21 protein-coding genes and 1 pseudogene are annotated in these 24,889 nt (G+C 74.1%); 10 read left to right on the top strand and 12 right to left on the bottom strand.

What is annotated here, in order from left to right; translation table 11 throughout:
- Positions 1-246: 246 nt before the first annotated feature.
- Positions 247-429 (bottom strand): annotated as a pseudogene (locus AB0J21_RS04730) (hypothetical protein); the annotation flags it as partial.
- A gap of 220 nt (positions 430-649) precedes the next feature.
- On the opposite strand from AB0J21_RS04730, the gene AB0J21_RS04735 reads away from it, so the two are divergent.
- Positions 650-1,033 carry a cold-shock protein gene (locus AB0J21_RS04735; RefSeq protein WP_363144350.1) on the top strand — a complete coding sequence of 128 codons (384 nt, stop codon included), beginning with the start codon at positions 650-652 and terminating at the stop codon, positions 1,031-1,033.
- Between the two features lie 131 nt (positions 1,034-1,164).
- Here AB0J21_RS04735 and AB0J21_RS04740 read toward each other — a convergent pair whose 3' ends face one another.
- The 4 genes from AB0J21_RS04740 to AB0J21_RS04755 form a co-directional block, all read right to left on the bottom strand.
- Complete coding sequence (locus tag AB0J21_RS04740) at positions 1,165-2,121, bottom strand: 1,4-dihydroxy-6-naphthoate synthase (protein WP_363144351.1); 957 nt, start codon at positions 2,119-2,121, stop codon at positions 1,165-1,167.
- A gap of 126 nt (positions 2,122-2,247) precedes the next feature.
- Entirely contained in the window at positions 2,248-3,018 is a 771-nt protein-coding gene (locus AB0J21_RS04745) for a futalosine hydrolase (protein ID WP_363144352.1), read from the bottom strand.
- An 8-nt stretch (positions 3,019-3,026) separates the two neighbouring features.
- Positions 3,027-3,506 (bottom strand): DUF2771 domain-containing protein, encoded by a 480-nt coding sequence (locus tag AB0J21_RS04750; protein ID WP_363144353.1) that lies wholly within the window; start codon positions 3,504-3,506, stop codon positions 3,027-3,029.
- Between the two features lie 147 nt (positions 3,507-3,653).
- The gene (locus AB0J21_RS04755; protein WP_363144354.1) at positions 3,654-5,192 is read right to left on the bottom strand and encodes an MFS transporter; all 1,539 of its coding nucleotides are present in this window, start codon (positions 5,190-5,192) and stop codon (positions 3,654-3,656) included.
- A 463-nt stretch (positions 5,193-5,655) separates the two neighbouring features.
- Between AB0J21_RS04755 and AB0J21_RS04760 the strand changes: the two genes are divergently transcribed.
- The gene (locus AB0J21_RS04760; protein WP_363144356.1) at positions 5,656-6,567 is read left to right on the top strand and encodes a DUF3027 domain-containing protein; all 912 of its coding nucleotides are present in this window, start codon (positions 5,656-5,658) and stop codon (positions 6,565-6,567) included.
- 46 nt (positions 6,568-6,613) lie between these two features.
- Here AB0J21_RS04760 and AB0J21_RS04765 read toward each other — a convergent pair whose 3' ends face one another.
- Positions 6,614-6,829 (bottom strand): hypothetical protein, encoded by a 216-nt coding sequence (locus AB0J21_RS04765; protein WP_363144357.1) that lies wholly within the window; start codon positions 6,827-6,829, stop codon positions 6,614-6,616.
- 283 nt (positions 6,830-7,112) lie between these two features.
- On the opposite strand from AB0J21_RS04765, the gene AB0J21_RS04770 reads away from it, so the two are divergent.
- The 3 genes from AB0J21_RS04770 (at position 7,113) to AB0J21_RS04780 (ending at position 11,710) form a co-directional block, all read left to right on the top strand.
- On the top strand, positions 7,113-10,259 hold the full coding sequence (locus AB0J21_RS04770; RefSeq protein WP_363144358.1) for a molecular chaperone Hsp90: 3,147 nt from the start codon (positions 7,113-7,115) through the stop codon (positions 10,257-10,259).
- 78 nt (positions 10,260-10,337) lie between these two features.
- Complete coding sequence (locus AB0J21_RS04775; protein ID WP_363144359.1) at positions 10,338-10,940, top strand: hypothetical protein; 603 nt, start codon at positions 10,338-10,340, stop codon at positions 10,938-10,940.
- A gap of 131 nt (positions 10,941-11,071) precedes the next feature.
- On the top strand, positions 11,072-11,710 hold the full coding sequence (locus tag AB0J21_RS04780; RefSeq protein ID WP_363144360.1) for a class I SAM-dependent methyltransferase: 639 nt from the start codon (positions 11,072-11,074) through the stop codon (positions 11,708-11,710).
- A 135-nt stretch (positions 11,711-11,845) separates the two neighbouring features.
- Here the strand turns inward: AB0J21_RS04780 and AB0J21_RS04785 are convergent, their stop codons facing one another.
- Both AB0J21_RS04785 and AB0J21_RS04790 read right to left on the bottom strand, forming a co-directional pair.
- Positions 11,846-14,296 (bottom strand): cation-translocating P-type ATPase, encoded by a 2,451-nt coding sequence (locus AB0J21_RS04785; RefSeq protein WP_363144361.1) that lies wholly within the window; start codon positions 14,294-14,296, stop codon positions 11,846-11,848.
- A gap of 106 nt (positions 14,297-14,402) precedes the next feature.
- Complete coding sequence (locus AB0J21_RS04790; protein ID WP_363144362.1) at positions 14,403-16,847, bottom strand: FUSC family protein; 2,445 nt, start codon at positions 16,845-16,847, stop codon at positions 14,403-14,405.
- Positions 16,848-16,929: 82 nt separating this feature from the next.
- On the opposite strand from AB0J21_RS04790, the gene AB0J21_RS04795 reads away from it, so the two are divergent.
- The gene (locus AB0J21_RS04795; RefSeq protein ID WP_363144363.1) at positions 16,930-17,493 is read left to right on the top strand and encodes a MarR family winged helix-turn-helix transcriptional regulator; all 564 of its coding nucleotides are present in this window, start codon (positions 16,930-16,932) and stop codon (positions 17,491-17,493) included.
- Positions 17,494-17,556: 63 nt separating this feature from the next.
- Here AB0J21_RS04795 and AB0J21_RS04800 read toward each other — a convergent pair whose 3' ends face one another.
- Positions 17,557-17,829 carry a DUF2530 domain-containing protein gene (locus tag AB0J21_RS04800; protein WP_363144364.1) on the bottom strand — a complete coding sequence of 91 codons (273 nt, stop codon included), beginning with the start codon at positions 17,827-17,829 and terminating at the stop codon, positions 17,557-17,559.
- A 337-nt stretch (positions 17,830-18,166) separates the two neighbouring features.
- Here AB0J21_RS04800 and AB0J21_RS04805 point away from each other — a divergent pair, with 337 nt between their 5' ends.
- Positions 18,167-19,624, top strand: coding sequence for an NCS2 family permease (locus tag AB0J21_RS04805; protein ID WP_363144365.1), 1,458 nt, complete (start codon positions 18,167-18,169; stop codon positions 19,622-19,624).
- A gap of 137 nt (positions 19,625-19,761) precedes the next feature.
- Here AB0J21_RS04805 and AB0J21_RS04810 read toward each other — a convergent pair whose 3' ends face one another.
- A complete protein-coding gene (locus AB0J21_RS04810) occupies positions 19,762-19,938 on the bottom strand; it encodes a ribbon-helix-helix protein, CopG family (protein WP_363144366.1) in 177 nt (58 codons plus the stop codon).
- A gap of 180 nt (positions 19,939-20,118) precedes the next feature.
- Between AB0J21_RS04810 and AB0J21_RS04815 the strand changes: the two genes are divergently transcribed.
- Both AB0J21_RS04815 and AB0J21_RS04820 read left to right on the top strand, forming a co-directional pair.
- Positions 20,119-20,556 (top strand): MarR family transcriptional regulator, encoded by a 438-nt coding sequence (locus tag AB0J21_RS04815; RefSeq protein WP_363144367.1) that lies wholly within the window; start codon positions 20,119-20,121, stop codon positions 20,554-20,556.
- Between the two features lie 81 nt (positions 20,557-20,637).
- Complete coding sequence (locus tag AB0J21_RS04820; protein ID WP_363144368.1) at positions 20,638-22,266, top strand: MFS transporter; 1,629 nt, start codon at positions 20,638-20,640, stop codon at positions 22,264-22,266.
- A gap of 188 nt (positions 22,267-22,454) precedes the next feature.
- On the opposite strand, the gene AB0J21_RS04825 is transcribed toward AB0J21_RS04820, so the two are convergent.
- Entirely contained in the window at positions 22,455-22,982 is a 528-nt protein-coding gene (locus tag AB0J21_RS04825) for a GNAT family N-acetyltransferase (protein ID WP_363144369.1), read from the bottom strand.
- A 51-nt stretch (positions 22,983-23,033) separates the two neighbouring features.
- Here AB0J21_RS04825 and AB0J21_RS04830 point away from each other — a divergent pair, with 51 nt between their 5' ends.
- Positions 23,034-23,690 carry a 2'-5' RNA ligase family protein gene (locus tag AB0J21_RS04830; RefSeq protein WP_363144370.1) on the top strand — a complete coding sequence of 219 codons (657 nt, stop codon included), beginning with the start codon at positions 23,034-23,036 and terminating at the stop codon, positions 23,688-23,690.
- Positions 23,691-23,880: 190 nt separating this feature from the next.
- Here the strand turns inward: AB0J21_RS04830 and AB0J21_RS04835 are convergent, their stop codons facing one another.
- Positions 23,881-24,876: an aldo/keto reductase gene (locus AB0J21_RS04835; RefSeq protein ID WP_363144371.1), complete on the bottom strand. Its 996-nt coding sequence runs from the start codon at positions 24,874-24,876 to the stop codon at positions 23,881-23,883.
- Between the last annotated feature and the right edge of the window lie 13 nt (positions 24,877-24,889).

Below are 24,889 nucleotides of genomic sequence, written 5' to 3' on the forward strand. Positions count from 1 at the left end.
TCGGGAGCGAGCCGTCCGGAGCGCCGGTCGGAGCGCCGGCCGCCACGCGACGGCGTGCGGCGACCACCTACGGGCCCGCCCCGCACAGGTCGACGTACGGGCCGACGTACGGGCCGCCGCCGACCTCCGGCGCCCCGGCGAACGAGGTCAGCCCTCGGCACCCCCGGCCCGCAGGCTCTCCGCGGTCGGCAGGTTCTGGCCGGTCGGCAGGCTCTCCGCGGTCGGCAGGCCCTCCCGGGCTCGCGCCGCCGACTTGCGCTGGGCGGCGACGCCGTACAGCAGACCGGCGGCGGCCGTCGCGAAGCCCACGGCCATCAGCATGCACACGGCGTAGGCGACGGTGGGGAAGGGGTCGGTGCCCAGCAGCAGCGGGGCGATCGTGACCAGGGTGGCGAGGGCGCCGACGACGAAGAGGACGGTGCCGGTCATGACGAGCCGGTCGCCGGGGCCGCGCTCGTGGACGGTGGTTTTGTCACGCACCGCACCAGGGTAGTTCCAAGGCCCAGGGAAGCGCCCGGTGCGTCTTGTCAGCGGCCCCCGGAGCATTAGCCTGGGTGACGGCGGGTCCGGATGGCCCGCTGCTGTGCTATCCGGAGCCGTTTTCACCGTGGAGAACGGCCGCAGACACGTACGAGGACGAGGACTTCAGGTGCCTACCGGCAAGGTCAAGTGGTTCAACAGCGAGAAGGGCTTCGGTTTCCTCTCCCGCGACGACGGCGGTGACGTCTTCGTCCATTCGTCCGTGCTGCCCGACGAGGTCGAGACACTGAAGCCGGGGCAGCGCGTCGAGTTCGGCGTGGTCGCGGGACAGCGGGGTGACCAGGCGCTGTCCGTCGTGGTGCTCGACCCGACCCCCTCCGTGGCCGCCGCACAGCGCCGCAAGCCCGATGAACTCGCCTCGATCGTCCAGGACCTGACGACCTTGCTGGAGGGCGTGGGGCGGCAACTGGAGCGCGGCCGCTACCCCGACCGCGCGAGCGGGGCGAAGGTGGCGGGGCTGCTGCGCGCCGTCGCCGACCAGCTCGACGTGTAGCCGGGGCCGCGCCGCACCGAGCCACAGCCGTACAGCGAGGAGAGCCACACGGACGAAGACGCCGTGTGGCTCTCACTGTGGCCCTGTGGCCTCATGGCCCTCTGCACGTTCTCTCCGCGTGCGCGGCCCCGTTACGGGAAGCTCAGCGCGTCCGGGCCCAGGGCCGGTACGAGCCCCTCGGTGGCGGCGCGCTCCAGCAGGCCCCGGATCGCGGCGTAGCCCTCCTCGCCGAGGTCCTCGGTGAACTCGTTGACGTACAGGCCGATGTGCTGGTCCGCGACGGCCGGGTCCATCTCCTGGGAATGCGCGAGGACGTAGGGGCGGGAGACCTCCGGCTCGGCCCAGGCCATGCGGACCGAGGTGCGGATCGTGTCGGCTAGGGCGGTGAGCCGCTCGGCGCCCAGCTCCCGCTTGGCGACGATCGCGCCGAGCGGGATCGGCAGCCCGGTGGTGTTCTCCCAGTGCTCGCCCATGTCGGCGGCGCGGTGCAGACCGTAGTTCTGGAAGGTGAAGCGGGCCTCGTGGATGACGAGCCCCGCGTCGACCTCGCCGTCGCGCACGGCCGGCATGATCTCGTGGAAGGGCATGACGACGATCTCGCCGACCCCGCCGGGGATCGTGTCGGCGGCCCACAGCCGGAACAGCAGGTACGCCGTCGAACGCTCGCTCGGCACGGCGACGCGCGCGCCGCTCAGGTCCCGGCCCGGCTCCTTCGTCAGGACGAGCGGGCCGCAGCCCCGGCCCAGGGCGCCGCCGCACGGCAGCAGGGCGTACTCGTCGAGGACGTAGGGCAGCACGGCGTACGAGACCTTGAGGACCTCGGGGGACTGCTCGCCGCCGCGCTCCGCGATGCCGTTGGTGATGTCGATGTCGGCGAAGGCGACCTCGGGTGCCGCCGCCCCCGGGACCCGGCCGTGGGCCCACGCGTCGAAGACGAAGGTGTCGTTGGGGCAGGGCGAGTACGCGATCCGCAGGGCCGGCGTACCGGGGCCGCCCTGCGTGCGCGGGTCGCCGCTCGTGCCGGTCGTCCCGATAGTGCCGGTCGTCCCGCTCGTCCTGGTCGGCTCGGCCGTCTCGTTCGTCGTCATGCGTCCTTCTCCTTCTCTGGTGCCCCAGCCATAGTGCGCCCGCCGAGGCCGCAGTGGCGGCCCGGGGTCGGCGGCGGGCCGGTCGCGGGCTTCGCGGGCTTCGCGGGCCCGGCCCGGGCGGGACGCTCAGGCCGTGAGGACCGGGAGGAGGGCGGCGAAGGCGGTGCTCAGGCTGGTCAGGGCCTCGCCGACGCGCCAGGCGGCCCGGTCGCGCGGGCCCACCGCGTTGGACACGGCGCGGATCTCCAGCACCGGGACACCGTGCGCGGCGGCGGCCTCGGCGACCCCGAAGCCCTCCATGCCCTCGCTCAGCGCCCGCGGGTGGCGGGAGCGCAGCGCGGCGGCGCCGGCCGCCGTACCGGTGACCGTGGACACGGTGAGGGCCGGGCCGACGAGCACGGTGAGCGGGGCGGCGGGCTCGGTCAGCGCGGGGGCCGGCTCGGCGGTCAGGGCCCGGACGAAGGACCGTACGAGCGCGGCCGGCGGCTCGTGCGTGTCGGTGCCGAAGCCGAGAGAGGTGACCGGGACGAAGCCCTCGGCCGTTTCGGCGCCGAGGTCGGCCGCGATGATCGCGTCGGAGACGACGATCGCGCCGAGCGGGGCGTCCGGGGCGAAACCGCCGCCGATACCCGCCGAGACCACCAGGTCGTAGGGGCGGGAGGCGAGCGCCGCCGCGGTGAGCGCGGTCGCCGTGCCGGCCGCAGCGGCGGCCGGGCCCACCCCGGCGGCCACGACGTGCACGGCGGGCGCGGAAGCCGCCGGGTCGGCGAGGCCGGTCGCGGTGTCGAGCGCGTGCAGGACGAGGCCGGGCAGCGGGTGCGTCGCGGGCGGGCCCGGGAACGCGCGCGCCACCGCGTCCCGTTCGGCGGGGACGGCGGTGGCGACGAGGACACGCATGGCCGGGGTCAGTCGTCCTTCTCGATCTTGAAGGACCACAGGCCGAGCGCCTTCTGGCCGGAGCCCTCCAGGATGGAGATGGTGGAGCCCTTCGCGCCGCCGCCGTACTGCTGGTTGAAGAACACGCTGCCGGGGATGGTCCGGTACGTCTTCTCGCTGGACTCCGTGAGCGGCTGGCCGTTCATCAGGATCGTCCAGCCCTCGTCGGCGATCTTCGGGTCCACGCCGACGCGGACGGTCGCGTCCGGGTCGACCTTGACGGTCTTGACGTCGTCGGTCTCCTTCAGGCACTTCTGCACGTCGGCGGCCTTGAGCGGATCGCCGTCGTTGTAGCAGGAGGCCTCCGAGTTCACCGAGGTCGTGCCCACCGTCACGGTGGCCAGCGGAGTCGGCTTGTCGCAGGCGGACAGGGCGAGGAGTCCGGCGGACACGGCGCCGAGGGCGGCCACGGCGCGACGGCGGCTGGCCGGGAAACGCGGGGAGGTCATGGCGGAAGGCTATATGGCCCCGGCCACACGCACCTCACGAGGGTACGGCGTGCCGTGGGGCCGCGCGCGGGCCCGGTGGCGCCCCGTCAGGCCGGGCGCCGGCGCGGGACGGCGGGACGGGCGGGACGAGCGGCCGGGAGAACCGCGCTACGCGACCCGGGCCCGCTCCTGCTGCCGCCCCTGCCGACTGGACGTCAGCAGCCCCCGGATCGTGGCGAGCCAGCCGGTCGCGACGAGGGCCGCGCCGACCGACAGACCGAGGACGCCGTTGAGCGGCAGCGCGATCCCGATGGCGCCGCCGAGCACCCAGGCCATCTGGAGGAAGGTCTCCGAGCGGGCGAAGGCAGAACTGCGGACCTGCTCGGGCACGTCCCGCTGGATCAGCGCGTCGAGGGACAGCTTCGCGAGCGCCTGCCCGAAGCCCGCGCACGCGCCGAGCGCCGCGACCAGGAGCTGGCTGTACAGCGCGGCCGCCGCGACCGCGACCGCCAGGACGCCGCCGACGACGATCACGATGATGACCTCGGGCGCCCGCGCCCGCAGCCACGCCCCGACCGCCGTGCCCAGCGCGTTGCCGGTGCCCGCCGCGACCCCGACCACGCCGAGCGAGACGGCGGCGCTCTGCCCGCCCAGGGGCTGGTCGCGCAGCAGGAACGCGAGGAAGAAGATGAGGAAACCGGACAGCCCGCGCAGCGAGGCGTTCGCCCCGAGCGCGAACATCACCGTCGGCCCGACCGAACGCAGCCCCGGCCGGCGCCGCCGCGCCCGCCCCGCCCGCGTGTCGGCCGGCCCGCCGTCGGGGCTGCTCGCCCCGCCGGTGCCTCGCGAGCCCTCCGGACCGCCTCGCGAGCCTTCCGGGGCGCCTCGCATGCCCTCGGGGGCGGGGCCCCGTTCCCCGGCAGCCCCCTCGGGGGCCTTCGACAGCGGTACCGGTTCGCCGGGAAGCAGCCGCGCCGTGCGCTCGCCCTTCGCGGAGTCCACGACGGGCGGCAGCCGGAACGACAGGAACGCGCCCAGGACGAACAGCGCGCACGCCCCGTACAGCGGCCAGCGCGCTCCGAGCATCTGGAGCCCCGCGCCGACCGGGGCCGCCGCGCCGGTCGCGAGCAGTCCGCCGAGGGTGACCCGCGAGTTCGCCTTCACGAGGGAGAAGTTCGGCGGCAGCAGTCGTGGGACGACGGCGCTGCGCACCACCCCGTACGCCTTCGAGGCGACCAGCACCCCGAGCGCCGCCGGGTACAGCTCCAGGCTCCCGCCGACGACGGCGTGCGACAGGACGAGGGCGAGCACCGCGCGCGCCAGCATCGACGTGGCCATCGCCGCGCGCCGCCCGTGCGGCAGCCGGTCCAGGAGCGGGCCGATGACCGGGGCGAGCAGGGTGAACGGCGCCATCGTGATCGCCAGATACAGCGCGACCCGGCCGCGCGCCTCGTCGGTGGGGACCGCGAAGAACACGGTGGAGGCCAGCGACACGGTGATCATGACGTCGCCCGCGCCGTTGACACCGTGCAGTTCGATGAGCTTGCCGAGCCCCGACTCCCCGGCGCCGTGCGCGTGCGTCACGCGGCGCACGAGCCGCCCCGTGGAGGTGAACGGCGCCGCCACCGCGCGCCGCACCGCGCGGGCGCGCCGGAGCAGCGCGCCGCCGCGCTCCGGCGGCCCGGCGGACGACGAGGATGCGGTCACCCCGTCATAGTGCCCCGTCGGACGCCCGGTAGCCCGCTTCCGGTACGGGACGGTGCGCGGGAAGAGGGCGCAGAGGGCCGAATGCCACCCCGGGGCACTGCGTGGAGCGCGGGACGAGGCGGGCGGGCCGGTACTCCCGGGGCGTCCGGACCGTCCGTTGGCGGGGCCATGTGGCGGCGTGCGAGGGCTCCCGTCGAGGGGCTTCGGAGAGCCAGGAGGGACGTCCGTGTGGGCGCCGGGGCGCGAAGAGGGTAGCGTGCCTAGCGCGCCCGCGGCGGTTGTACCTGGCCGCGCGCCCTTTTCGCGATCCCGCAGAATGGATGGCGTGGGCGCGCCCGGGGACCACCGGATCGGGCGCGGACGTCGACGCGGTCCCTCGGTCCGCTCCGTCCGCGCCTCATACCGTGCCTCGGCCCCTTGAGGGGGCGCACTCGTGAGACGGCGTAGGAGAGAAGCGATACCTGTGAGCGCAGCGACAACGCGAAGCCGCACCCCTGACCGACTGTGTGTCGAGGCGGTCGACCTGGCGCGCGCGGCGGCCGAGGAGACCGCGGCGCCCGGTGTCGTCGGCGAGCACGTGGGCGTCGTCGCCGACGGCGACCGCGTCGTGACCCACCTCTTCGCCTGCGAGGACATGGGTTACCGCGGCTGGCGCTGGGCGGTGACCGTGGCCCGCGCCTCCCGCGCGAAGGTCGTCACCCTTGACGAAACGGTGCTGCTCCCGGGCCCCGACTCGCTGCTGGCCCCGGAGTGGGTGCCGTGGAGCGAGCGGCTGCGCCCGGGCGACATGGGCCCCGGCGACCTGCTGCCCACCGACGCCGACGACCTGCGCCTGGAGCCCGGTTTCGCCGCCGACGAGGAGCCGCCGCCGGACTCGGCGGTCTCCGAGGACCTCGCGGAGCTGGCCGAGGCCGAGGACGCCGACCTGAGCGACGGCGCCCCCGCGGCGCTCCCGGTCGCGCCGCGTCGCGGTTCGGTCGCCGACGTCGCCGAGGAGCTGGGCCTGGGCCGCGCCCGCGTCCTGTCCCGCTACGGGCTGCACGTGGCCGCCGACCGCTGGGAGGACTCGCACGGACCGGGGACCCCGATGGCACAGGCGGCGCCCGCCTCGTGCCAGTCCTGCGGTTTCCTCGTGCCGCTGACCGGGTCCTCGCTGCGGCAGGCGTTCGGCGTGTGCGCGAACGAGTTCAGCCCGGCGGACGGGCACGTCGTCGCCCTGACCTTCGGCTGCGGCGGACACTCCGAGGCGGCCGTCATGCCGAAGACCCCGCAGGCCCCGCCGCTCGTCCTCGACGAGACCCGCACGGACACGCTGCCGCTCGGCGCGAACGGCGACCGGCCGGACGCGGACGCGCGGGGCGACAGCGAGGGCTGACCGGGCCCCGGGCCCGCCCCCGGCACCGGTCCGCCGGGCGGCGCCGCTACCGCCGTACGTCGCCCACCGGCGTCCGGTCCGTCGCGGCGGCCAGCGCGTCCCGTACGGAGCCGAGCCCCGGCCCGGCGACGAGGGCCGCCGCGCACGCGGCCGCCGCCGCGCACCGCACGACCCGTCCGACCGGCAGCGACCCCCTCCCGGCGCCACTTCGTCCGAACCGGGCACCGCCCCGTCCCGCCCCGTCCGCTCCCGTACGGTTCATCGCTTCCCCCAGCCTCCCGTGAACGCGTCCCGCCCCGGGTGACGCGTCCTTCCAGCGTGCCCGCGGGCACGGGCCGGGGCACGGGGGCCTTCCCCCGGAACGGGACTGCGGACAGCGCCCCCCGGGGCGAGCGCACGGGCGAGGACGGTACGGCTGCCCGCTCACCGCCCTCCTGTCGCGCGGTACCTTCAAACGCCGGTCCGCACGGACGGGTATGAGATCCGGCTGGGCGGCAACGCACAGAGGACGGCATCCGCTGTCCCCGGGACGAGGAGTGAGCACCGTGAGTGAAGACGTACGGCCGGCCGACGAGGGTGCCGACGTGTTCGGGACCGGGCGGCAGCGGCGTGCGGTGCTCGACGCGTGGGCCGCCTCCGCCGCCCGGCTGCGGGAGGACGCCAACGCCGAGGAGGACCTCGCGCTCGGCGGCTACCGCGACCGGGTCGTCGTGGAACTCGCCCAGAACGCCGCCGACGCCGCCGCCCGCGCGGGGGTTCCGGGCCGGCTGCGGATCGCGCTGCGCGACTCGGCGGGCGACAACCCGCCGGTCCTCGCCGTCGCCAACTCCGGCGCCCCGCTCGACGCCGCCGGGGTCGCCTCGCTCTCCACGCTGCGCGCCTCCGCGAAACGCGAGGACGGACAGGGCACCGTCGGCCGCTTCGGCGTGGGCTTCGCCGCCGTGCTCGCCGTCACCGACGAACCCGCCGTCGTCGGCCGCACCGGCGGCGTGCGCTGGTCGCTGAGCGAGTCCCGCGAGGCCGTGCACGCTCTCGGCGTCCCCGCGCTGGACGAGGAGGTGCGCCGCCGCGACGGGCACGTACCGCTGCTGCGCCTGCCCTTCCCCGCCGAGGGCTCCGCGCCCGAGGGCTACGACACCGTCGTCATCCTGCCGCTGCGCGACGCGGTCGCCGAGGACCTCGTGGAGCGTCTGCTCGCGGGGATCGACGACGCGCTCCTGCTGACCCTGCCGGGTCTGGAGGAGATCGTCGTGGAGACCCCGGACGGCACGCGCGTGCTGCGGCGCCGCACCGAGGAGCCGTACACCGTCGTCGAGGACGACGGGGAGGTACGGCGGTGGCGCACCGTCAGCCACGGCGGTCCGCTCACCCCCCAACTGCTGACCGGGCGGCCCGTGGAGGAGCGGCTGCGGCCGTTCTGGGCCGTCACCTGGGCGGTGCCCGTCGACGCGGACGGCGCCCCGCGGGCCCCGCGCACCACGCTCGTCGTGCACGCCCCGACGCCCAGCGAGGAACCCCTCGGGGTGCCCGCGCTGCTCATCGCGACGCTCCCCCTCGACACGGCCCGCAGGCACGCGGCGCACGGGCCGCTCACCGACTTCCTGGTGGAGCGCGCGGCCGACGCCTACGCCGAACTCCTGGCCGGCTGGCAGCCGCTCACCGAGGGGATCCTCGACCTCGTGCCCGGCCCGCTGGGCCGCGCCGAACTCGACGGGAAACTGCGCTCCGCGATCCTCGCCCGGCTGCCGCGCACCGCCTTCCTGCCGCCCGCCCTCCCGCACGAGGGCGAGGAACCCGGGCAGTTCACGGCGCTGCGCCCCATCGAGGCCGAGGTGGTCGAGGGCGCGGGCGCCGGGACCGTCGCCGTCCTCGCCGAGGTGCTGCCGAGCCTGCTGCCCGCCGGTCTGGAGCGCCGCCCCGCGCTGCGCGTCCTCGACATCGCCCGGGTCCCGCTCACCGAGGCCGTCGACCGGCTCGCCGGGATCGAGCGGAGCCCCGAGTGGTGGCACGCGCTGTACGACAGCCTCGCCGGGGTCGACCCGGACCGGCTCACGGGTCTGCCGGTGCCGCTCGCCTCGGGGCGTACCGTGATCGGCCCGCGGCAGATCCTGCTGCCCGTCGCGGACGGCGGGCCCGAGGCGGCCACCCTCGCGCGGCTCGGCCTCAAGGTCGCCCACCCGCAGGCCGCGCACCCGCTCCTGGAGAAGCTCGGCGCGCTGCCCGCGACGCCACGCGCCGTGCTGACGACCCCGCAGGTGCGGGCCGCCGTCGCCGCCTCCCTGGACGAGGAGGCGTGGGACGGCGGGCTCGGCCTCGACGAGGGCCCCGGCTCCCCGCCCGACCCCGAGGAGCTGGCCGAACTCGTCCTGACCCTCGTACGCGACGCGCACCTCGACGCGGGCGACGAGCCCTGGCTCGGTGCGCTGGCCCTCACCGACGAGGAGGGCGAACTCGCCCCCGCCTCCGAACTGGTCCTGCCCGGAGGGGAGTTCGCCTCCGTGATGCGGCCGGGAGCGCTCGCCGCCGTGGACGAGGAGCTGGCCGCCCGCTGGGGCGAACGGCCGCTCGCCGCCTGCGGGGTGCTGAGCGGCTTCGCCCTGGTGCGCGCCCACGACGTCGTCCTCGACCCGGACGAACTCGAACCCCGCGAGGGCGACTTCGCGCAGCCCGACGACGCGGGGCTGCTCGACGCGGTCGACGTGTGGTGCGAGGACGTCCTCGACCAGCTGCCCGACACCCCCGTGCCGCCCGTCGCGACCGAACTGCTCGCCGTGCGCGACCTCGACCTCGTGGACGAGGACCGCTGGCCCGAGGCGCTCGCCCTGCTGTCCCGGCCGCCGCTGCGCGAGGCGCTGACCTCGCCGGTCCGCGTCCTGCTCCCGGACGGCACGACGGAGTCGGTGCGGCCGTACACCGCGTGGTGGCTGCGCGGCCACCCCGTCCTCGACGGCCGCCGCCCCGCCGGACTGCGCGCGGCGGGCGGCGACCCGCTGCTCGACGGGCTGTACGAGGACGTGGACGCGACCGGCTTCGAGGACGCGCAGGTCCTGCGGGCCCTCGGCGTACGCACCACGGCCGCCGCCCTCCTGGAGGAACCCGGGGGCGCCGCCGAACTCCTCGACCTGCTCGCCGACCCGGCCCTTCCCGTGACCGGCCCGCAACTGCACGGCCTGTACGGGGAGCTGGCACGGCTCGAACCGGAGCAGGTCACGCTGCCCGACGACCTGCGCGCCGTGGTCGACGGCGCCGTCGAGGTGGTCGACGCGGCCGACGCCTTCGTCGTGGACGCCCCCGACCTGCTGCCCCTCGCCGGGCGCCGCCCGCTGCTGCCGGTGCGCCCCGCGTACGCCGCCGATCTCGCCGAACTCCTCCAGGTCCGCCGCCTGAGCGAGGCCGTGCCGGACGCGGTGCACGGCGAGGGGACCGTGCACGAGGTGCCGGACGCCGTCCGCGCCCTGCTCGGGCCCTCGGCCCCGGCGACGTACACCGAGTACGAGGAGCTGACCGTCGACGGGCGGGAACTGGACTGGCGCCGCACCCCCGACGGCGTCGTGCACGCCGCGACCCTGGAGGGGGTGGCGGCCGGTCTGGCATGGGCGGCCGGTCAGTGGCCGCGCCGCTTCGAGGTGGCCGCGCTCCTGGAGGACCCCTCCCGCACGGCGGAACTCGCCCGCGACCGCTGGTTCGACTGAGCCCGCCGGTTCGGCCGGGCCCGCGCGGGGCAGGGAAAGCCCTCGTAGCCCCGCACCCCCCGAGGAAAGGCGCGATCCGTGACCGAGCTGGCGGCCAGGAACGAGGCCGAGGCGTACCTGTACCTCGAACTGCGTGCGACGGAGGGCGAGGGGCGGACCGAGCACTCCCGCTCCACGGAGTTCGAGCCGTACCCGCAGGGCGGCCCCGGGGCGACCCGGATGCGCTGCGCGCTGCCCGGCGAGGAGTACGTGTTCGTGCTGCCCGCCCCGCCCTACGCGCAGGACCACCGGCCGGACGCGGTCGACTACGGCCCGGGCCGCTCCACGCTGCTCGACCCGCTGGACTGGTTCACCGTGGAGGCGGGCTACGCGCAGGGCGGCGCGGGGGCGGTGCGCGCGCTCGCGGAGTCCGGTGAGACGCCCGGCGAACGGGAGAGCGCGGCGGTGTCCCGGATGCTGCGCATCGCGGCCGGGGCCGCCGACCAGCTCGCCCGCTACCTGCCCGAGGGCGGCTCCCCCGGAGACGCGGTCCCGGCCGGGGCCTTCCTCACCCAGGAGGGCCGCGACCTGCGCTCCGCCGACTCCTGGCCCTTCGAACGCGGCCGCATCGACCAGGCCAGGGCCGACTACCGGGCGCTGCTCGCCGAGTTCCTCGACGGCACGGGCGGGCGGCCGGCCTAAGCGCGGTGAGCCGGGGCCCGATCCCGCCCGTTGTTGCCGGACCGGCAAGACCTTTTGGCGTTCCGGCCCGTTCCGCGCACCATGGGCGGCCACGGCCGCGTACCGCGCCGTGTCAGGCGAGGAGGAACGGCATGTCGACGTCGCAGCCCGGGAGCGGGCAGGAGTTCTGGGACGGGCGCTACCGCGAGAGCACGCGCATCTGGAGCGGGGAGGCCAACGTCGCGCTGGTCCGGCTGACGGGGGACCTCCCGCCCGGTCGGGCGCTCGACCTCGGCTGCGGGGAGGGCGCCGACGTGGTGTGGCTGGCCGGGCGGGGCTGGACCGTCACCGGGGTGGACATCTCCCCGGTCGCGCTCGGCCGGGCCGGGGAGCACGCGCGGGAGGCGGGCGTCGCGGACCGCGTGCGCTTCGAGCGGCACGAACTCGGCGAGAGCTTCCCCGAGGGCGAGTACGACCTCGTCACCGCGAGCTTCCTGCACACCCCCGACGACTCGATGCCGCGCGAGGAGATCCTGCGGCAGGCCGCCGCCGCCCTCGCCCCCGGCGGCGTACTGCTCGTCATCGGGCACGCCGGTCTCCCCGAGTGGCAGCCGGACCACCCGCACGCGGACATGCACCTGCCGAGCCCTCAGGAGGTCCTGGAGTCCCTGGAGCTTCCCGAGGGCGCGTGGGAGATGCTGGCCGCCGAGGAGTACGAGCGGGGGCAGCGGAAGCCGGACGGGACGGAAGGCGTGCGCACCGACAACGCGCTCATGATCCGGCGCCGTTGAGCGGACGCGGACGCGGGGGTGCCCAGGGGAGGGAGACGTCCTCCCGAGGCCCCTCCAGGACCTGGGGCACCCTCAGAGCCGTCAAGTCGGGCCCACTCGACGTGAAGTGACCTGGCCCTTCCAGGCGGGGACCTCCTAGGCGGGGAAGCGGCGGCCGGCCCAGCGCCACAGCAGCTCCAGTACGAGCGAGGCCGCCGCCGCGATCCCCACCCCCGTCCACGGCATCGTGGACCCCACGAGCCGCAGCGCGAAGAAGTCCTGGAGCCACGGCACCGTCAGCACCAGCAGGAAGCCCAGGCCCATCGCCGCGACCAGCAGCACCCGCCACCACGTGTACGGGCGCGCGACGATCGCCAGGACCCACATCGAGATGAGGAACAGCGTCAGCGTCGCGACGCTCGTCTCCGCGTCCAGCGCCCCCGTACCCGCGTAGTACGAGCGCGCCACCAGGTACGCCACGAAGGTCGCGGCGCCCGCGATCACCCCGCAGGGGATCGCGTACCGCATGACCCGGCGTACGAAGTGCGGCTGTGCGCGCTCCTTGTTCGGGGCGAGCGCGAGGAAGAAGGCGGGGACGCCGATGGTGAGCGTCGACAGCAGCGTCAGATGGCGCGGCAGGAACGGGTACTCGACCTGCGAGCACACCACGAGGATCGCGAGCAGCACCGAGTAGACCGTCTTGACCAGGAACAGCGTCGCGACGCGCGTGATGTTCCCGATGACCCGGCGGCCCTCCGCGACCACCGAGGGCAGCGTCGAGAAGCTGTTGTTGAGCAGCACGATCTGCGCGACCGCCCGCGTCGCCTCCGCGCCCGAGCCCATCGACACGCCGATGTCCGCGTCCTTGAGGGCGAGCACGTCGTTGACGCCGTCCCCGGTCATCGCGACGTTGTGGCCGTGCGACTGGAGCGCGGCCACCATGTTCCGCTTCTGCTGCGGGGTGACCCGCCCGAACACGGTGTGCTCCTCGATGGCGCGGGCCAGCGCCTCCGGCTCCTCGGGCAGTTCACGGGCGTCCACGGTGCGGTCCGCGCCCGGCAGGCCGAGCTTCGCGGCGACCGCGCCGACCGAGACCGCGTTGTCCCCGGAGATGACCTTCGCGGCCACGTCCTGGTCCTCGAAGTAGCGCAGGGTGTCGGCCGCGTCGGGCCGCAGCCGCTGCTCGACGACGACGAGCGCGGCCGGTTCCGCGCCCGCGCCGACGCCCGGGTCGTCCAGCGCCACGCCCTGCGGGGCCCGCGCCAGCAGCAGGACCCGCAGGCCCTGCCGGTTCAGGTCCTCGGTGGCGGCCAGCGCCGGGTCCGCCGGGTCGAGCAGGACGTCGGGGGCGCCGAGCAGCCAGCCGCCGTGCCCCGCGAACACCGCGCCCGAGTACTTGCGCGCCGAGGAGAAGGGCAGCGCGTCCTCGCAGGTCCAGCCCGAGGTGTCCGGGTAGGCGTCGACGACGGCCTGGAGGCTCGCGTTGGGACGCGGGTCACTGGCCCCGAGCGCGCCCAGGACCCGGGACAGCTCCGCCGCGCCGAACCCGCCCAGCGGCCGCACCTCGGCGACGTCCATCCCGCCCTCGGTGAGCGTCCCCGTCTTGTCGAGGCACACCGTGTCGACCCGGGCCAGCCCCTCGATCGCGGGCAGCTCCTGCACCAGGCACTGCTGCCGCCCCAGCCGGATCACGCCGATCGCGAAGGCCACCGAGGTCAGCAGGACCAGCCCCTCGGGCACCATCGGCACGATGCCGCCGACCGTGCGGGCCACCGCCCCCTTGAAGTCGTTGTTCTCCCCGATGAGCTGGCTCAGCACCAGCCCGGTCGCGGTCGGCACCATCATCCAGGTGACGTACTTCAGGATCGTCGAGATGCCGCTGCGCAGCTCGGAGGCGACCAGCGTGAACCGGGACGCCTCCTCGGCCAGCCGCGCCGCGTACGCCTCGCGGCCCACCTTCGTGGCGGTGAACGCGCCGCCGCCCGCCACCACGAAGGAGCCCGACATGACCGCCTCGCCCGGCTGCTTGAGCACCGGGTCCGCCTCCCCGGTCAGGAGGGACTCGTCGATCTCCAGGCTGTCCGCCTCGGTGACCGTCCCGTCCACCGGGATCTTGTCGCCGGGACCGATCTCCACGAGGTCGCCGAGGACCAGCTCCGAGGCCGAGACCTCCGCCGCGCGCCCGTCGCGCCGCACCGTCGGCTTGGCCTCGCCGACCACCGCGAGCGAGTCCAGCGTCTTCTTCGCCCGCCACTCCTGGAAGATGCCGATGCCGGTGTTCGCGAGGATCACGTAGCCGAACAGGCTGTCCTGGAACGGTGCCACGGCCAGCATGACGATCCACAGGACGCCGATGATCGCGTTGAACCGCGTGAGGACGTTGGCCCGGACGATCTCCGTGAGCGAACGCGAACTGCGCACCGGCACGTCGTTGACCTCGCCGCGCGCGACCCGCTCGGCGACCTCGGCGGTACTCAGCCCGGACGCCCGCCCGGCCTCGGGCCCCGCCTCGCCGGACCCCTGTCGGTGCTCCGGCTTCCCGGGGCCCCTCGCGTCGCCCGCGTCGCCCGTGTGGTCCCCGGCCTCGGCGTCTGCCCCGTGCGTCATGGGTACGACCGTATGACGAGCGGCGACGCGTCACCCGTCGGCCGGGGTAAAAACCTGCGCGCCGTGCAAGGTTCCCTCTCAGGGAGGAGTCGCCGGCGGGCCCGGGTCATCCCTGCGCAGTACCGCCGCTGACCGGCGGTTCCGGCGGGTGACCCTGCGTGCCCGCCGCCGCCGGAGGGGCGAGGGGTGGCGGTACGGCCGGTACGCCGTTCGGTGTCCGCGGCCCGCCGCGCGCCACGGTCAACGAGCCCGTCGAGGGGGCGGGGGACCCGGCGGACGCCGCGGAGCCGGACCGCACCGACCGCACCACGGAGACGGGCCCGCCGGTCCGCAGGGCCGGAGCGGTGGCCAGTTCGCCGAGCAGCGCCGTGAGCCGTACGGCGGGCGGCAGCGCCGCGCTCCGCCCGAGGACACCCGCGCCGTCCACCGTGTCCAGGGCACGGCGCGCCTGGCCGAGCCGGAGCGTCACCTCGGCGGTGGGCGCGAGGGAGCGGCCGGGGTGCGCCGCGAGGTCACGGCAGGCCGCCGCGAGCGCCCGGCACGCCTCGGCCGCCGCCGCGTCCGCCGCCTCGTCCCCGAGGACCGCGCGCGCCCCGTCCGGCGTGCGCTCCTCGCGGACCAGCGCCGCGAGGACCCGCCCCCGCCGGGCCGCCGCCGCGTACAGCGTGAGCCGGTGTCGTACGAGACGGGGGTCGTTGCCCCAGACCAGCGGCCGGGTCAGCGGGGCCGCGACCAGGGCCATCGCACGCAGCCGGTTGTCCACGGCGCGCGAGAGGGCGTCCGGATCGGGGCGGCCGCCGTCGTCACCGCCGCTCACGCCGGCCGGCGTGAGCCGGTGCGCCACCTCGTCGAGCAGGTCGGCGAGGGCCGAGAACAGGTGGCCGCGCGCGTCGTTCACCGTGTCCCGCGTGCTCGTCGGCAGGAACAGCAGGGACACCAGGATGCCGACGAGGGCGCCCGCCGCCGTCTCCTCCAGCCGCAGCACGAGCAGGGCCGGGGAGAACTCGTGCAGCAGCGTGTACATCTGCGACACCATGATGGTGACGAAGAAGATCATGAAGGCGTAGGAGACCTTCACGAGATAGAAACCGCAGCTCACGCTCAGCACGATCACGGTGAGCGCGGTCAGCGTGTGCCCGGTGGTGAGATGGGCCAGCCCGATCCCCGCGACCAGCCCCACCAGCGTCCCGGTGACCCGGTGCGTCGCCTTGATGAAGGTCTCCGAGCGGGTCGCGGTCCCGGTGAACGCGATGAACGCGGCGATCACCGCCCAGTAGTACCGCTGCTCCGAGATCTCCTTGCCGACCACGATCGCGATCCCGCCCGCGAGCGCCGCCTGGAACGCCTGCCGGGTGCTCAGCGCGAAGTGCCGCACCGGGTTCCAGCGCCGGCCGCGCGCGTCGACCTCCTTGGCGACGGAGGCGGAGCCGGGCAGGTTGCCGAGCACCAGCCCCACGGCGGGCTCGAACTCCGGGCCCGTGTCACCGACCCGGGGCGGCTGCTCCGCGCGCCGCGCCAGCTCCACGTACTCCGCCGCGGCGGCCGCGAGCTGCCGCGCCGCCGGGAGCCCCGCGCCGGGCGTCGCGTCCGGGACGGCGTCCAGCAGATCGCGCGCGGCCCGGGCGGCCTCGCCGTACTGGTGGCGGGCCAGCAGGTCAGCGACCCGGTGCGCGGCGCGCCGCGTCGCCACCGAGCCGACGACGCCGCCGTCCGGGCCGGTCAGCGCGTCCGCCGCCTGGGCCAGCGACTCGATCGCGAGCTGGGACTCCAGCAGCCGGCGCCGCAGCGCGGTCGCCGACCAGCCCTCGGGCAGCGCGCCGGACTGCGCCGACCAGCCCTCCACGATCAGCGCCGCCTCCACGAGCCGCAGCTGCCGTACGTGCAGCCGGTGCCGCAGCCGGGCCCGGCGGGCCGGGTCCCCGGCGGCGAGCAGCTCGGCGGCGGCCCGCGCCACGGCCCGCGCCCGCGCCCCGAAGGAGCGCCGCACATGGCGCAGCGTCGTACCGGAACGGGTGTGCAGCACGGTCGTGGAGATCAGCAGGACCCAGGCCGTGGACAGCGCGACGGCGAGCAGCAGCGCGGGCAACTTGCTCATCGGCGGGTGCAGGAAGGAGGCGAAGAAGTACCCCATCCAGCCCATGAAGCCGTAGAAGAAGAAGGGCAGCCCGAAGCGGCGGACGAAGACGGCCGCGAACATCACGACGACGAAGCCCACGAGCATGAGGTCAGGACGGCCGCTCACCGCCATCCCGGCGGCCAGGCCCAGCCCGATCGCGACCGGGAAGAACACGGCCGTACGGATCTTGGGCAGTACCTCGTGCCCGGCCAGCGCGTTCGAGCCCAGCATGGCCACGACGGTGCCGATGATCATCGAGACCATGGTGGACTGCGCGTCCGCGTGGGTCAGCCGCGCGAAGAGGTACTCCAGCGCGAGCGCGCCGGCCATCGCGAGCCCGGCCGAGGCGGCCGTCCTGAACCTGCCGAGTCCGGGGTCGGAGGCGACGAAGAGGTCGCGTATCCCCGCTGCCCTGCCCTGCGTGAGCCCTGCCATCTGATCCTTTCGGGAGCCGGTCGGGGGTCGGTGGCGGTGGACACGAGGAGCACCGCAATACATGTACGATGCATATAATAGCATGTATCGTACCGATAAACGGGCCGTGCGCCCCGGGAACGCCAGGAGCGACGAGTTGACCACCGAGGAGCCGGAGCGGCCCGCCGCGCAGCCTTCCCCCCTCATCGACCGCATCGAGCGGCAGGCGGCCTTCCTGAACAGGAACTTCGAACTGCTGCACCGCCGCAGCACCATCCATGACCGCCTCGACCGCGCCGAGTACCTGATGCTGCGCACCCTCACGTCCGGGGAGCCGGGCGCCACTTTGGGGGGCGCCGGGCCGATGGACATCAACCGGCTCGCCGCGATGCTGGGCCTCGACCCCTCGACGGCGGGGCGCCAGGTCGCCGCGCTGCGCCGCAAGGGGCTCGTGACGACCTCACCGGACCCGGCCGACCGGCGCCGCAGCCTCGTCACGCCGACGGGGGAGGGGCTGGAGCGGGCGGCCCAGGTGCGCGGGCTGCGCGCGGAGGGCTTCGTCGAACTGCTCGACGGATGGAGCGAGGACGACCTGCGCGCGCTCGGCGACCTGTTCCAGAAGTACAACCGCGCGGTGGCCCGCCGGTACCTGACGCACGAGCCCTGAGAGCCCCGGAGGCGCGGGCGCCGACGGGCCCCGGCGCGTAGGCGCGGGCGAGGAGGGCGGGTTTCAGGCCCCGGCCGCGCCGGACGCCTGTTCCGCCTCGTGCCGCTTGATGGCCTGGTCGCGGCGGCGGACGAACCAGACGCCGAACAAGCCGAGGGCGCCCCCGGTCAGGCAGGTCCACAGCCACCACAGGTGCCCGTGGTCGTCGAACCAGCCGTAGAACGGCAGCTGCACCAGGAAAAGCAGGAACCAGATGCCGGTGCCGATCGTGATGGTCGCCACCACGGGGCCTTCGAGCGGCTCGGGCGCCTCGTGCTTCGGGATCCACTTCTCCATGAGCCCAGCTTACGTAGCGCGCGCGGGGCCGGGCCCGGCGCACCCCCTGGTCCGATCCGGGGGTCGGCTGATCCGCTCCGGGGGTCGGCGCGCGCGGCGCGACACGCCCGGGAGTCGGTTCCGCTTGCGTTCTACGCGCGGAGATAGCTATTTCGGGCTCATGTATTCATACTGAAACAGCTCGGGTATGGCTGAGTTCTTTCGTAAGAAGCAACAAAGCAACCGGTTTGGGCCAACCTCTGGGGCCGAAGCCGGGCACCCGGGGCGGCGCGCGGATCGCGCGCCCACCCCCGCGTACCCGTCGTCCCCGTAGCTCTCCGCACTTTTGAGGTTCTCCATGCCCACCTCGGCAACCGTCACGGACGCCGTGCCCGGCGGCCCGGCAGGGGCCCCGCCCCACAACGCCGTGGACCGCTACTTCAAGATCTCCGAGCGCGGCTCGACCTTCGGCCGGGAGATCCGGGGTGGCTTCGCCACCTTCTTCGCGATGGCCTACATCATCGTGCTCAACCCGATCATCCTGGGCAGCGCGAAGGACATGCACGGGCACCAGCTGGACAACGGCCAGCTCGTCACCGCGACCGTCGTGACCGCCGCGTTCACGACCCTGCTCATGGGCGTCATCGGCAACGTCCCGATCGCCCTCGCGGCGGGCCTCGGCGTCAACACGGTGGTCGCGCTCCAGCTCGCGCCCCGGATGACCTGGCCGGACGCGATGGGCATGGTCGTGCTGGCCGGTTTCGTCGTGATGCTGCTCGTCGCGACCGGACTGCGTGAACGCGTCATGAACGCGGTCCCCGGCGGGCTGCGCAAGGGCATCTCGATCGGTATCGGCCTGTTCATCCTGCTGATCGGGCTCGTCGACTCCGGTTTCGTCTCCCGCGTCCCCGACGTCGCGCACACCACGGTGCCGCTCCAGCTCGGCAACGACGGCCATCTCAACGGCTGGCCGGTCCTGATCTTCGTGCTCGGCGTGCTGCTGACCGTGGCGCTGCTGGTCCGCAAGGTGACGGGCGCGATCCTCATCAGCATCGTCGCGATGACGGTCCTCGCGCTCATCATCAACGCGGTGGCCGACCTGGACCCGATGTCCTGGGGCCTGACGGTCCCCGAGTGGCCGGGCAACCCGGTCGCGAGCCCGGACTTCGGGCTGATCGGCGAGGTGAGCCTGTTCGGCGGCTTCAAGCACGTCGGCATCCTGACCGGCGTCCTGTTCGTCTTCACGGTCCTGCTGTCCACGTTCTTCGACGCCATGGGCACGATCATGGGCGTCGGCGACGAGGCGCACCTGACCACCAAGGACGGCGGCATGCCGGGCATGAACAAGATCCTGTTCGTGGACGGCATCGCGGTCGCGGCGGGCGGCGCCAGCTCCTCCTCGGCCACCACCTGCTTCGTCGAGTCCACGGCCGGGGTCGGCGAGGGCGCGCGCACCGGTTTCGCGAACCTGGTCACCGGCGGTCTGTTCGTCGTCGCGCTGTTCCTCACCCCGGTCGCGACCATGGTCCCGTCCCAGGCGGCGACGCCCGCGCTGGTCGCGGTGGGCTTCCTGATCCTGTCCGGTTCGATCGCGAAGATCGACTGGAGCGACTTCACGATCGCCATCCCGGCGTTCCTGACCATGGTCATGATGCCGTTCACGTACTCGATCACGAACGGCATCGGGATCGGCTTCATCACCTTCACCGTGCTGCGGATCGTCGTCGGCCGCTGGCGCGAGGTGCCGGTCGCGATGTACATCGTCTCGGCGGTCTTCGCCTTCTACTACCTGATGCCGGCGCTCCAGCTCACCTGAGCCCGCCCGGTACCGCGCATCACGTCAGGGCCGCCGTCCCCGCGAGGGGGCGGCGGCCCTTCGCGCACCCGGCGCGGCGCGGTGGGTCGCGCTGCGGTCCGGTGCGGCCTCCGTCAGTCGTACGCGGTTCTGGTCCGCTAGCCGTAGAACTTCTCCGTCTTCTCGACGGCCGTCTTGAAGCGCTCGTCGAAGTCCTCGCGTACGAGGGTCTTGATCACGTAGTCCTGTACGGTCATCCCGCGCCGGGCGGCGTGCGCGCGCACGCGGTCCAGCAGCTCACCGTCGATCCGCAGGCTGAGCACATCGGTCCCCATGCCTCCAGCGTCCAGGTGACGGGGCCGAGACCGATATTTTCCGGACGTGTCTCACTCTTACGGGTGAAGGCGCGCTTGCGTACGAGTGTCTCCGGCGTGTCGACTGGATGTGTGCGAGGACACGTCGGTGGCACCTTCCTCCAGCGTCTTTAGCCAGAGTAATGAGTTACTCTAACTACCATGCTTGACCTCAGTCAGGGCGAGGACGCGGCCGCCATCAGTTCCCTCCGTTCCGCAGTGATGCGGCTTTCGCGTCGACTCAAGCACCAGCGGGTCGACGAGTCCCTCAGCCCCACCGAGATGTCGGTGCTCGGCACGCTCGCCCGTTGCGGCTCGGCCACCCCTGGTGAGCTGGCCCGCAAGGAGCACGTGCAGCCGCCCTCGATGACCAGGATCGTGGCCCTGCTGGAGGCGAAGGGCCTGGTCCGGCTGGAGCCGCACCCCGAGGACCGGCGCCAGAAAGTGGTCAGTTCGACTGAACGCGCGGTGAGCATGCTGGAGGAGAGCCGCCGCAAGCGGAACGTCTGGCTCGCGGGCCTCGCGGCCGAGCTGGACGAGGACGAGTGGGAGAAGCTGAGAGCGGCGGCTCCCGTCCTGGAGAAGCTCGCGCACCTGTGAGCCGCCGGACGCGGGGGAAGTACGCCGACCGCCCCGCGTCCGTGACCGACGTACGAGCGCATGAAAGGAAGGCGAAGGTCTTTGAGTACGGGAACCGGAGCAGACTCCGCCCCCGCACCTGACAACTTCGACAAGACCCCGGGCAGCCCGGCCGAACCTGGCAAGCCCCGCGAGACCGCCGAGCCCGACAGGGCGGGCGAGCCCCGCAAGAGCGCCGCCCCCGGTGACAGGGGTGACACGGGTGACAGGGCCGGTGAGCTGTCCGAGACGGCCGGCACCGCGCCGACCGGCGAACCGCGCGAGACCACCGAGCCGCGTGAGACCACCTCGCTGCGCAAGGCCACCGGGCCCGGCGGGGCGGGCGGGCCGCAGGAGTCCCGCGAGCCGCGCGAGTCCCGGGAGAGCCGGGAGTCCCGCGAGAGCCGGGAGCCGCGCAAGCAGGGCATGTTCAGCTCGCTGAGCATCCGCAACTACCGGCTGTTCTTCACCGGGCAGGTCGTCTCCAACATCGGTACCTGGATGCAGCGCATCGCCCAGGACTGGTTGGTGCTGAGCCTGACCGGTTCCTCGGCGGCGGTCGGCATCACGACGGCGCTGCAGTTCCTCCCGATGCTCCTGTTCGGCCTGTACGGCGGCGTACTCGTGGACCGGCTGCCCAAGCGGCAGATCCTCTTCGTGACGCAGACCGTCATGGGCCTGACCGGTGTCGCCCTGGCGATCCTCACGCTGAGCGGCCACGTCGAGGTGTGGCACGTCTACCTCACCGCCTTCGTCCTCGGTCTCGCGACCGTCGTGGACAACCCGGCCCGGCAGACCTTCGTCTCCGAGATGGTCGGCCCCGACCAGCTGCGCAACGCGGTCTCGCTCAACTCGGCGAACTTCCAGACCGCCCGGCTCGTCGGCCCGGCCGTCGCCGGTGTCCTGATCACGGCGGTCGGCAGCGGCTACGCCTTCCTGCTCAACGGGCTGTCCTTCATCGCGCCCCTGGTCGGCCTCGTCCTCATGCGTTCCTCCGAACTGCACGAGGGCCGCCGCGCCCAGCGCGGCAAGGGACAGCTGCGCGAGGGCCTGCACTACGTGGCGGGGCGGCCCGAGCTGATCTGGCCGATCGTCCTGGTCGGCTTCATCGGCACCTTCGGGTTCAACTTCCCGGTGTGGCTCTCGGCCTACGCCGACGACGTCTTCCACGCCGGGGCCGGCACCTACTCGATGTTCAACATCCTGATGGCGGCCGGTTCCCTCGCGGGCGCGCTGCTCGCCGCACGGCGCAGCAGCACCCGGCTGCGGCTCCTGGTCGGCGCGGCCCTCGCCTTCGGCGTCCTGGAGGTCGTCGCCTCCGTCACGCCGAACCTCTGGGTGTTCGCGGCGCTGCTCGTCCCGATCGGCATGTTCGGCCTCACCACGAACGTCACCGCCAACCAGTCGGTGCAGCTCGCGGCGGAACCCGAGATGCGCGGGCGCGTGATGAGCCTCTACATGATGGTGTTCACCGGCGGCACGCCCGTCGGCGCCCCGCTGCTCGGCTGGATCACCGACACCTACGGCGCCCGGATCGGCTTCGCGGCCGGCGGCGCGATCGCGGCGCTCGCGGCGGCCGGAGTCGGCCTCGTCCTCGCCCGGATCGGCGGACTGCGCGTCCAGCTCGGCTGGAACCACGGCCACCCGCAGGTCAGGTTCGTCCCCCGCGAACAGCTCGCCGCGGCGGCCTGAACCGCGGGAAGCGCGAGCGAGGCGGAGACGCGCGAGCGAGGCGGAGACGCGAGCGAAAGGGGTGACCGCCCGGCCTTTCCGGCTTGGGCGGTCACCCCTTCTCCGTACGCGAGTGCGGCGGTCACGCGAGTCCGGCGGTGGCCCCACGCACCGGTTCGGCTTTCCGGTGGCGTCCCCGCTTCCACGGCTCAGTCCACCCGCATCTCCAGCACCTGCCCCGGCCAGTTCTGCGGCCCCTCGGTGAACGCGAGCGTCGGACGGAACCCGCAACTGCGGTAGAAGTCGACGAGTTTCCCGTCGTCGCCCGCGTAGCAGTCCACGCGCAGCAGCGAGACCCCCGCCCGGCGGGTCTCGGCGGCGGCGTGCGCGAGGAGCGCCGCCCCGATGCCGTGCCCCGCGAGCCGCCGCTCGCTCACCAGCAGATGCACGTACCGCTCCGGTTCGGGCGCCGGGTCGAGGTACGGGCCGGGCCCGTCGGTGAGCGTCACCGTCCCCACGACCGCCCCGTCCAGCTCGGCGATCCACGGACCGCCCTTCGCGAAGTACCCCTCGACCAGGGCGACCGCCGACTCCCGCGCCGACCACGGGGCGGTGCCCCACTGCCCCGTACGGCCCTGCGCCACGAGCCATTCCATCGCGCCGTCGAACAGGCCGAGCACGGCCGGGACATCGTCTGCGGAACCGGGCCGGAGCGTCAGTGCACGGGAGGTGTCCATGCGCCAGAGGGTAGGCGCCCGGGGGCGGCGACGCGGCGCAGACTGCTCGGCATGAGACTTTTCACCGCGCTGATCCCGCCCGCCGAGGCGCTCGCCGAACTCGCCCGGGCGCTGCGCCCCGTCCGCTCCCTGCCGGGCGCGGACCGGCTGCGCTGGACGGAGGGTGCGGGCCGCCACCTGACCCTCGCCTTCCACGGAGAGGCCGACCCCGGGGCGCTGGACCCGGCCCTGCGCGCGGCGGCCCGCGCGCACGGTCCGCTGCGGCTCGCCCTGCACGGCGGCGGCCACTTCGGGGACAGCACGCTGTGGACGGGCCTACGGGGCGAGGTGCAAGCCCTGCGGGAACTCGCGGACGCGGTGCCGGTAGCACCGGCCGGGCCCGGCCGGACGGACGAGGAGGACGAGGCCGGGCGCGGGGAGACCGGCGGGCGGGACGGGACCGGGCGCGGGGAGACCTGCGGGCCGGGCGGGGCCGCGCGGCGCGAGCACCCCTACCGCCCGCACCTCACGCTCGCGCGCGGCGACCGCCGTACCCCGCTGGGCCCCTTCGCGCGGGCGCTCGACGCCTTCACCGGAACGCCGTGGACGGTACGGGAGCTGAGCCTGGTCCGCAGCGAGCTGCCGCCCGGCGGACTGCGCGGCGCCCGGCCCCGGTACGTGACGCAGGCGACGTACCCACTGACCGGGGGCGCCCCGGGGGACCGTTAACCTCAAAGGGTGGACCCCAAGACCAGGAACCGGATCATGGCCGGTGTGCTCGTACTGATGTTCGTCGTCGTGGCGGTGGCGGCGGCCGTCGGCCAGTAGTCGCCGGACCGGGAACGGTCCGCCGCCACCGCCTCGAAGACGAGTCGGGGTCAGTCGGAATGCGGCCGTGGGCCGGCCGTGGGACCGGTTCCTACCAGGCGAAGGCCTCGGGGGAGGGGCCCGGACCGGGGAAGATCTCGTCGAGACCGGCGAGCACCTCGTCCGACAGCTCCACGTCGACCGCGCGGACCGCCGACTCCAGCTGCTCCGCCGTACGCGGGCCGACGATCGGGCCGGTCACTCCCGGGCGGGTCAGCAGCCAGGCGAGCGCTGTGTCGCCCGGCTGGAGCCCGTGCTTGTCGAGCAGGTCCTCGTACGCCTGCACCTGCTCACGCACCGCGCTGTTCTTCAGCGCGTCCGCGGAACGCCCGGAGGCGCTGCGGCCGGACCCCGAGCCCTCCCGCTCCCTCTTCAGCGCGCCGCCGAGCAGACCACCGTGCAGCGGGGACCACGGGATGACCCCGAGCCCGTACTCCTGGGCGGCCGGGACGACCTCCATCTCGGCGCGCCGCTCGGCGAGGTTGTACAGGCACTGCTCGCTGACGAGGCCGACCATGCCGCGCCGGGCCGCCAGCTCGTTGGCCTGGGCGATCTTGTAGCCCGGGAAGTTGGAGGAGCCCGCGTACAGGATCTTGCCCTGCTGGATCAGGACGTCGATCGCCTGCCAGATCTCCTCGAACGGGGTGTCCCGGTCGACGTGGTGGAACTGGTAGAGGTCGATGTAGTCGGTCTGGAGCCGCTTGAGGCTCGCGTCGACGGCTCGCCGGATGTTCACGGCGGACAGCTTGTCGTGGTTGGGCCAGGGCTCGCCGGCCCCCATGTAGCCGTTGACCTTGGTGGCGAGCACGACCTTGTCGCGCCGGCCGCCGCCCTGCGCGAACCACGTCCCGAGGATCTCCTCGGTACGTCCCTTGTTCTCGCCCCAGCCGTAGACGTTGGCCGTGTCGAAGAAGTTGATCCCCGCGTCCAGCGCGGAGTCCATGATGCTGTGACTGTCCGACTCGTTGGTCTGCGGTCCGAAGTTCATCGTCCCGAGGACGAGCCTGCTGACCTTGAGTCCCGTACGTCCGAGCTGCGTGTACCTCATGACACTCCAGCCA

The sequence above is a fragment of the Streptomyces sp. NPDC049954 genome (genome assembly GCF_040656295.1).
GTDB lineage: Bacteria > Actinomycetota > Actinomycetes > Streptomycetales > Streptomycetaceae > Streptomyces.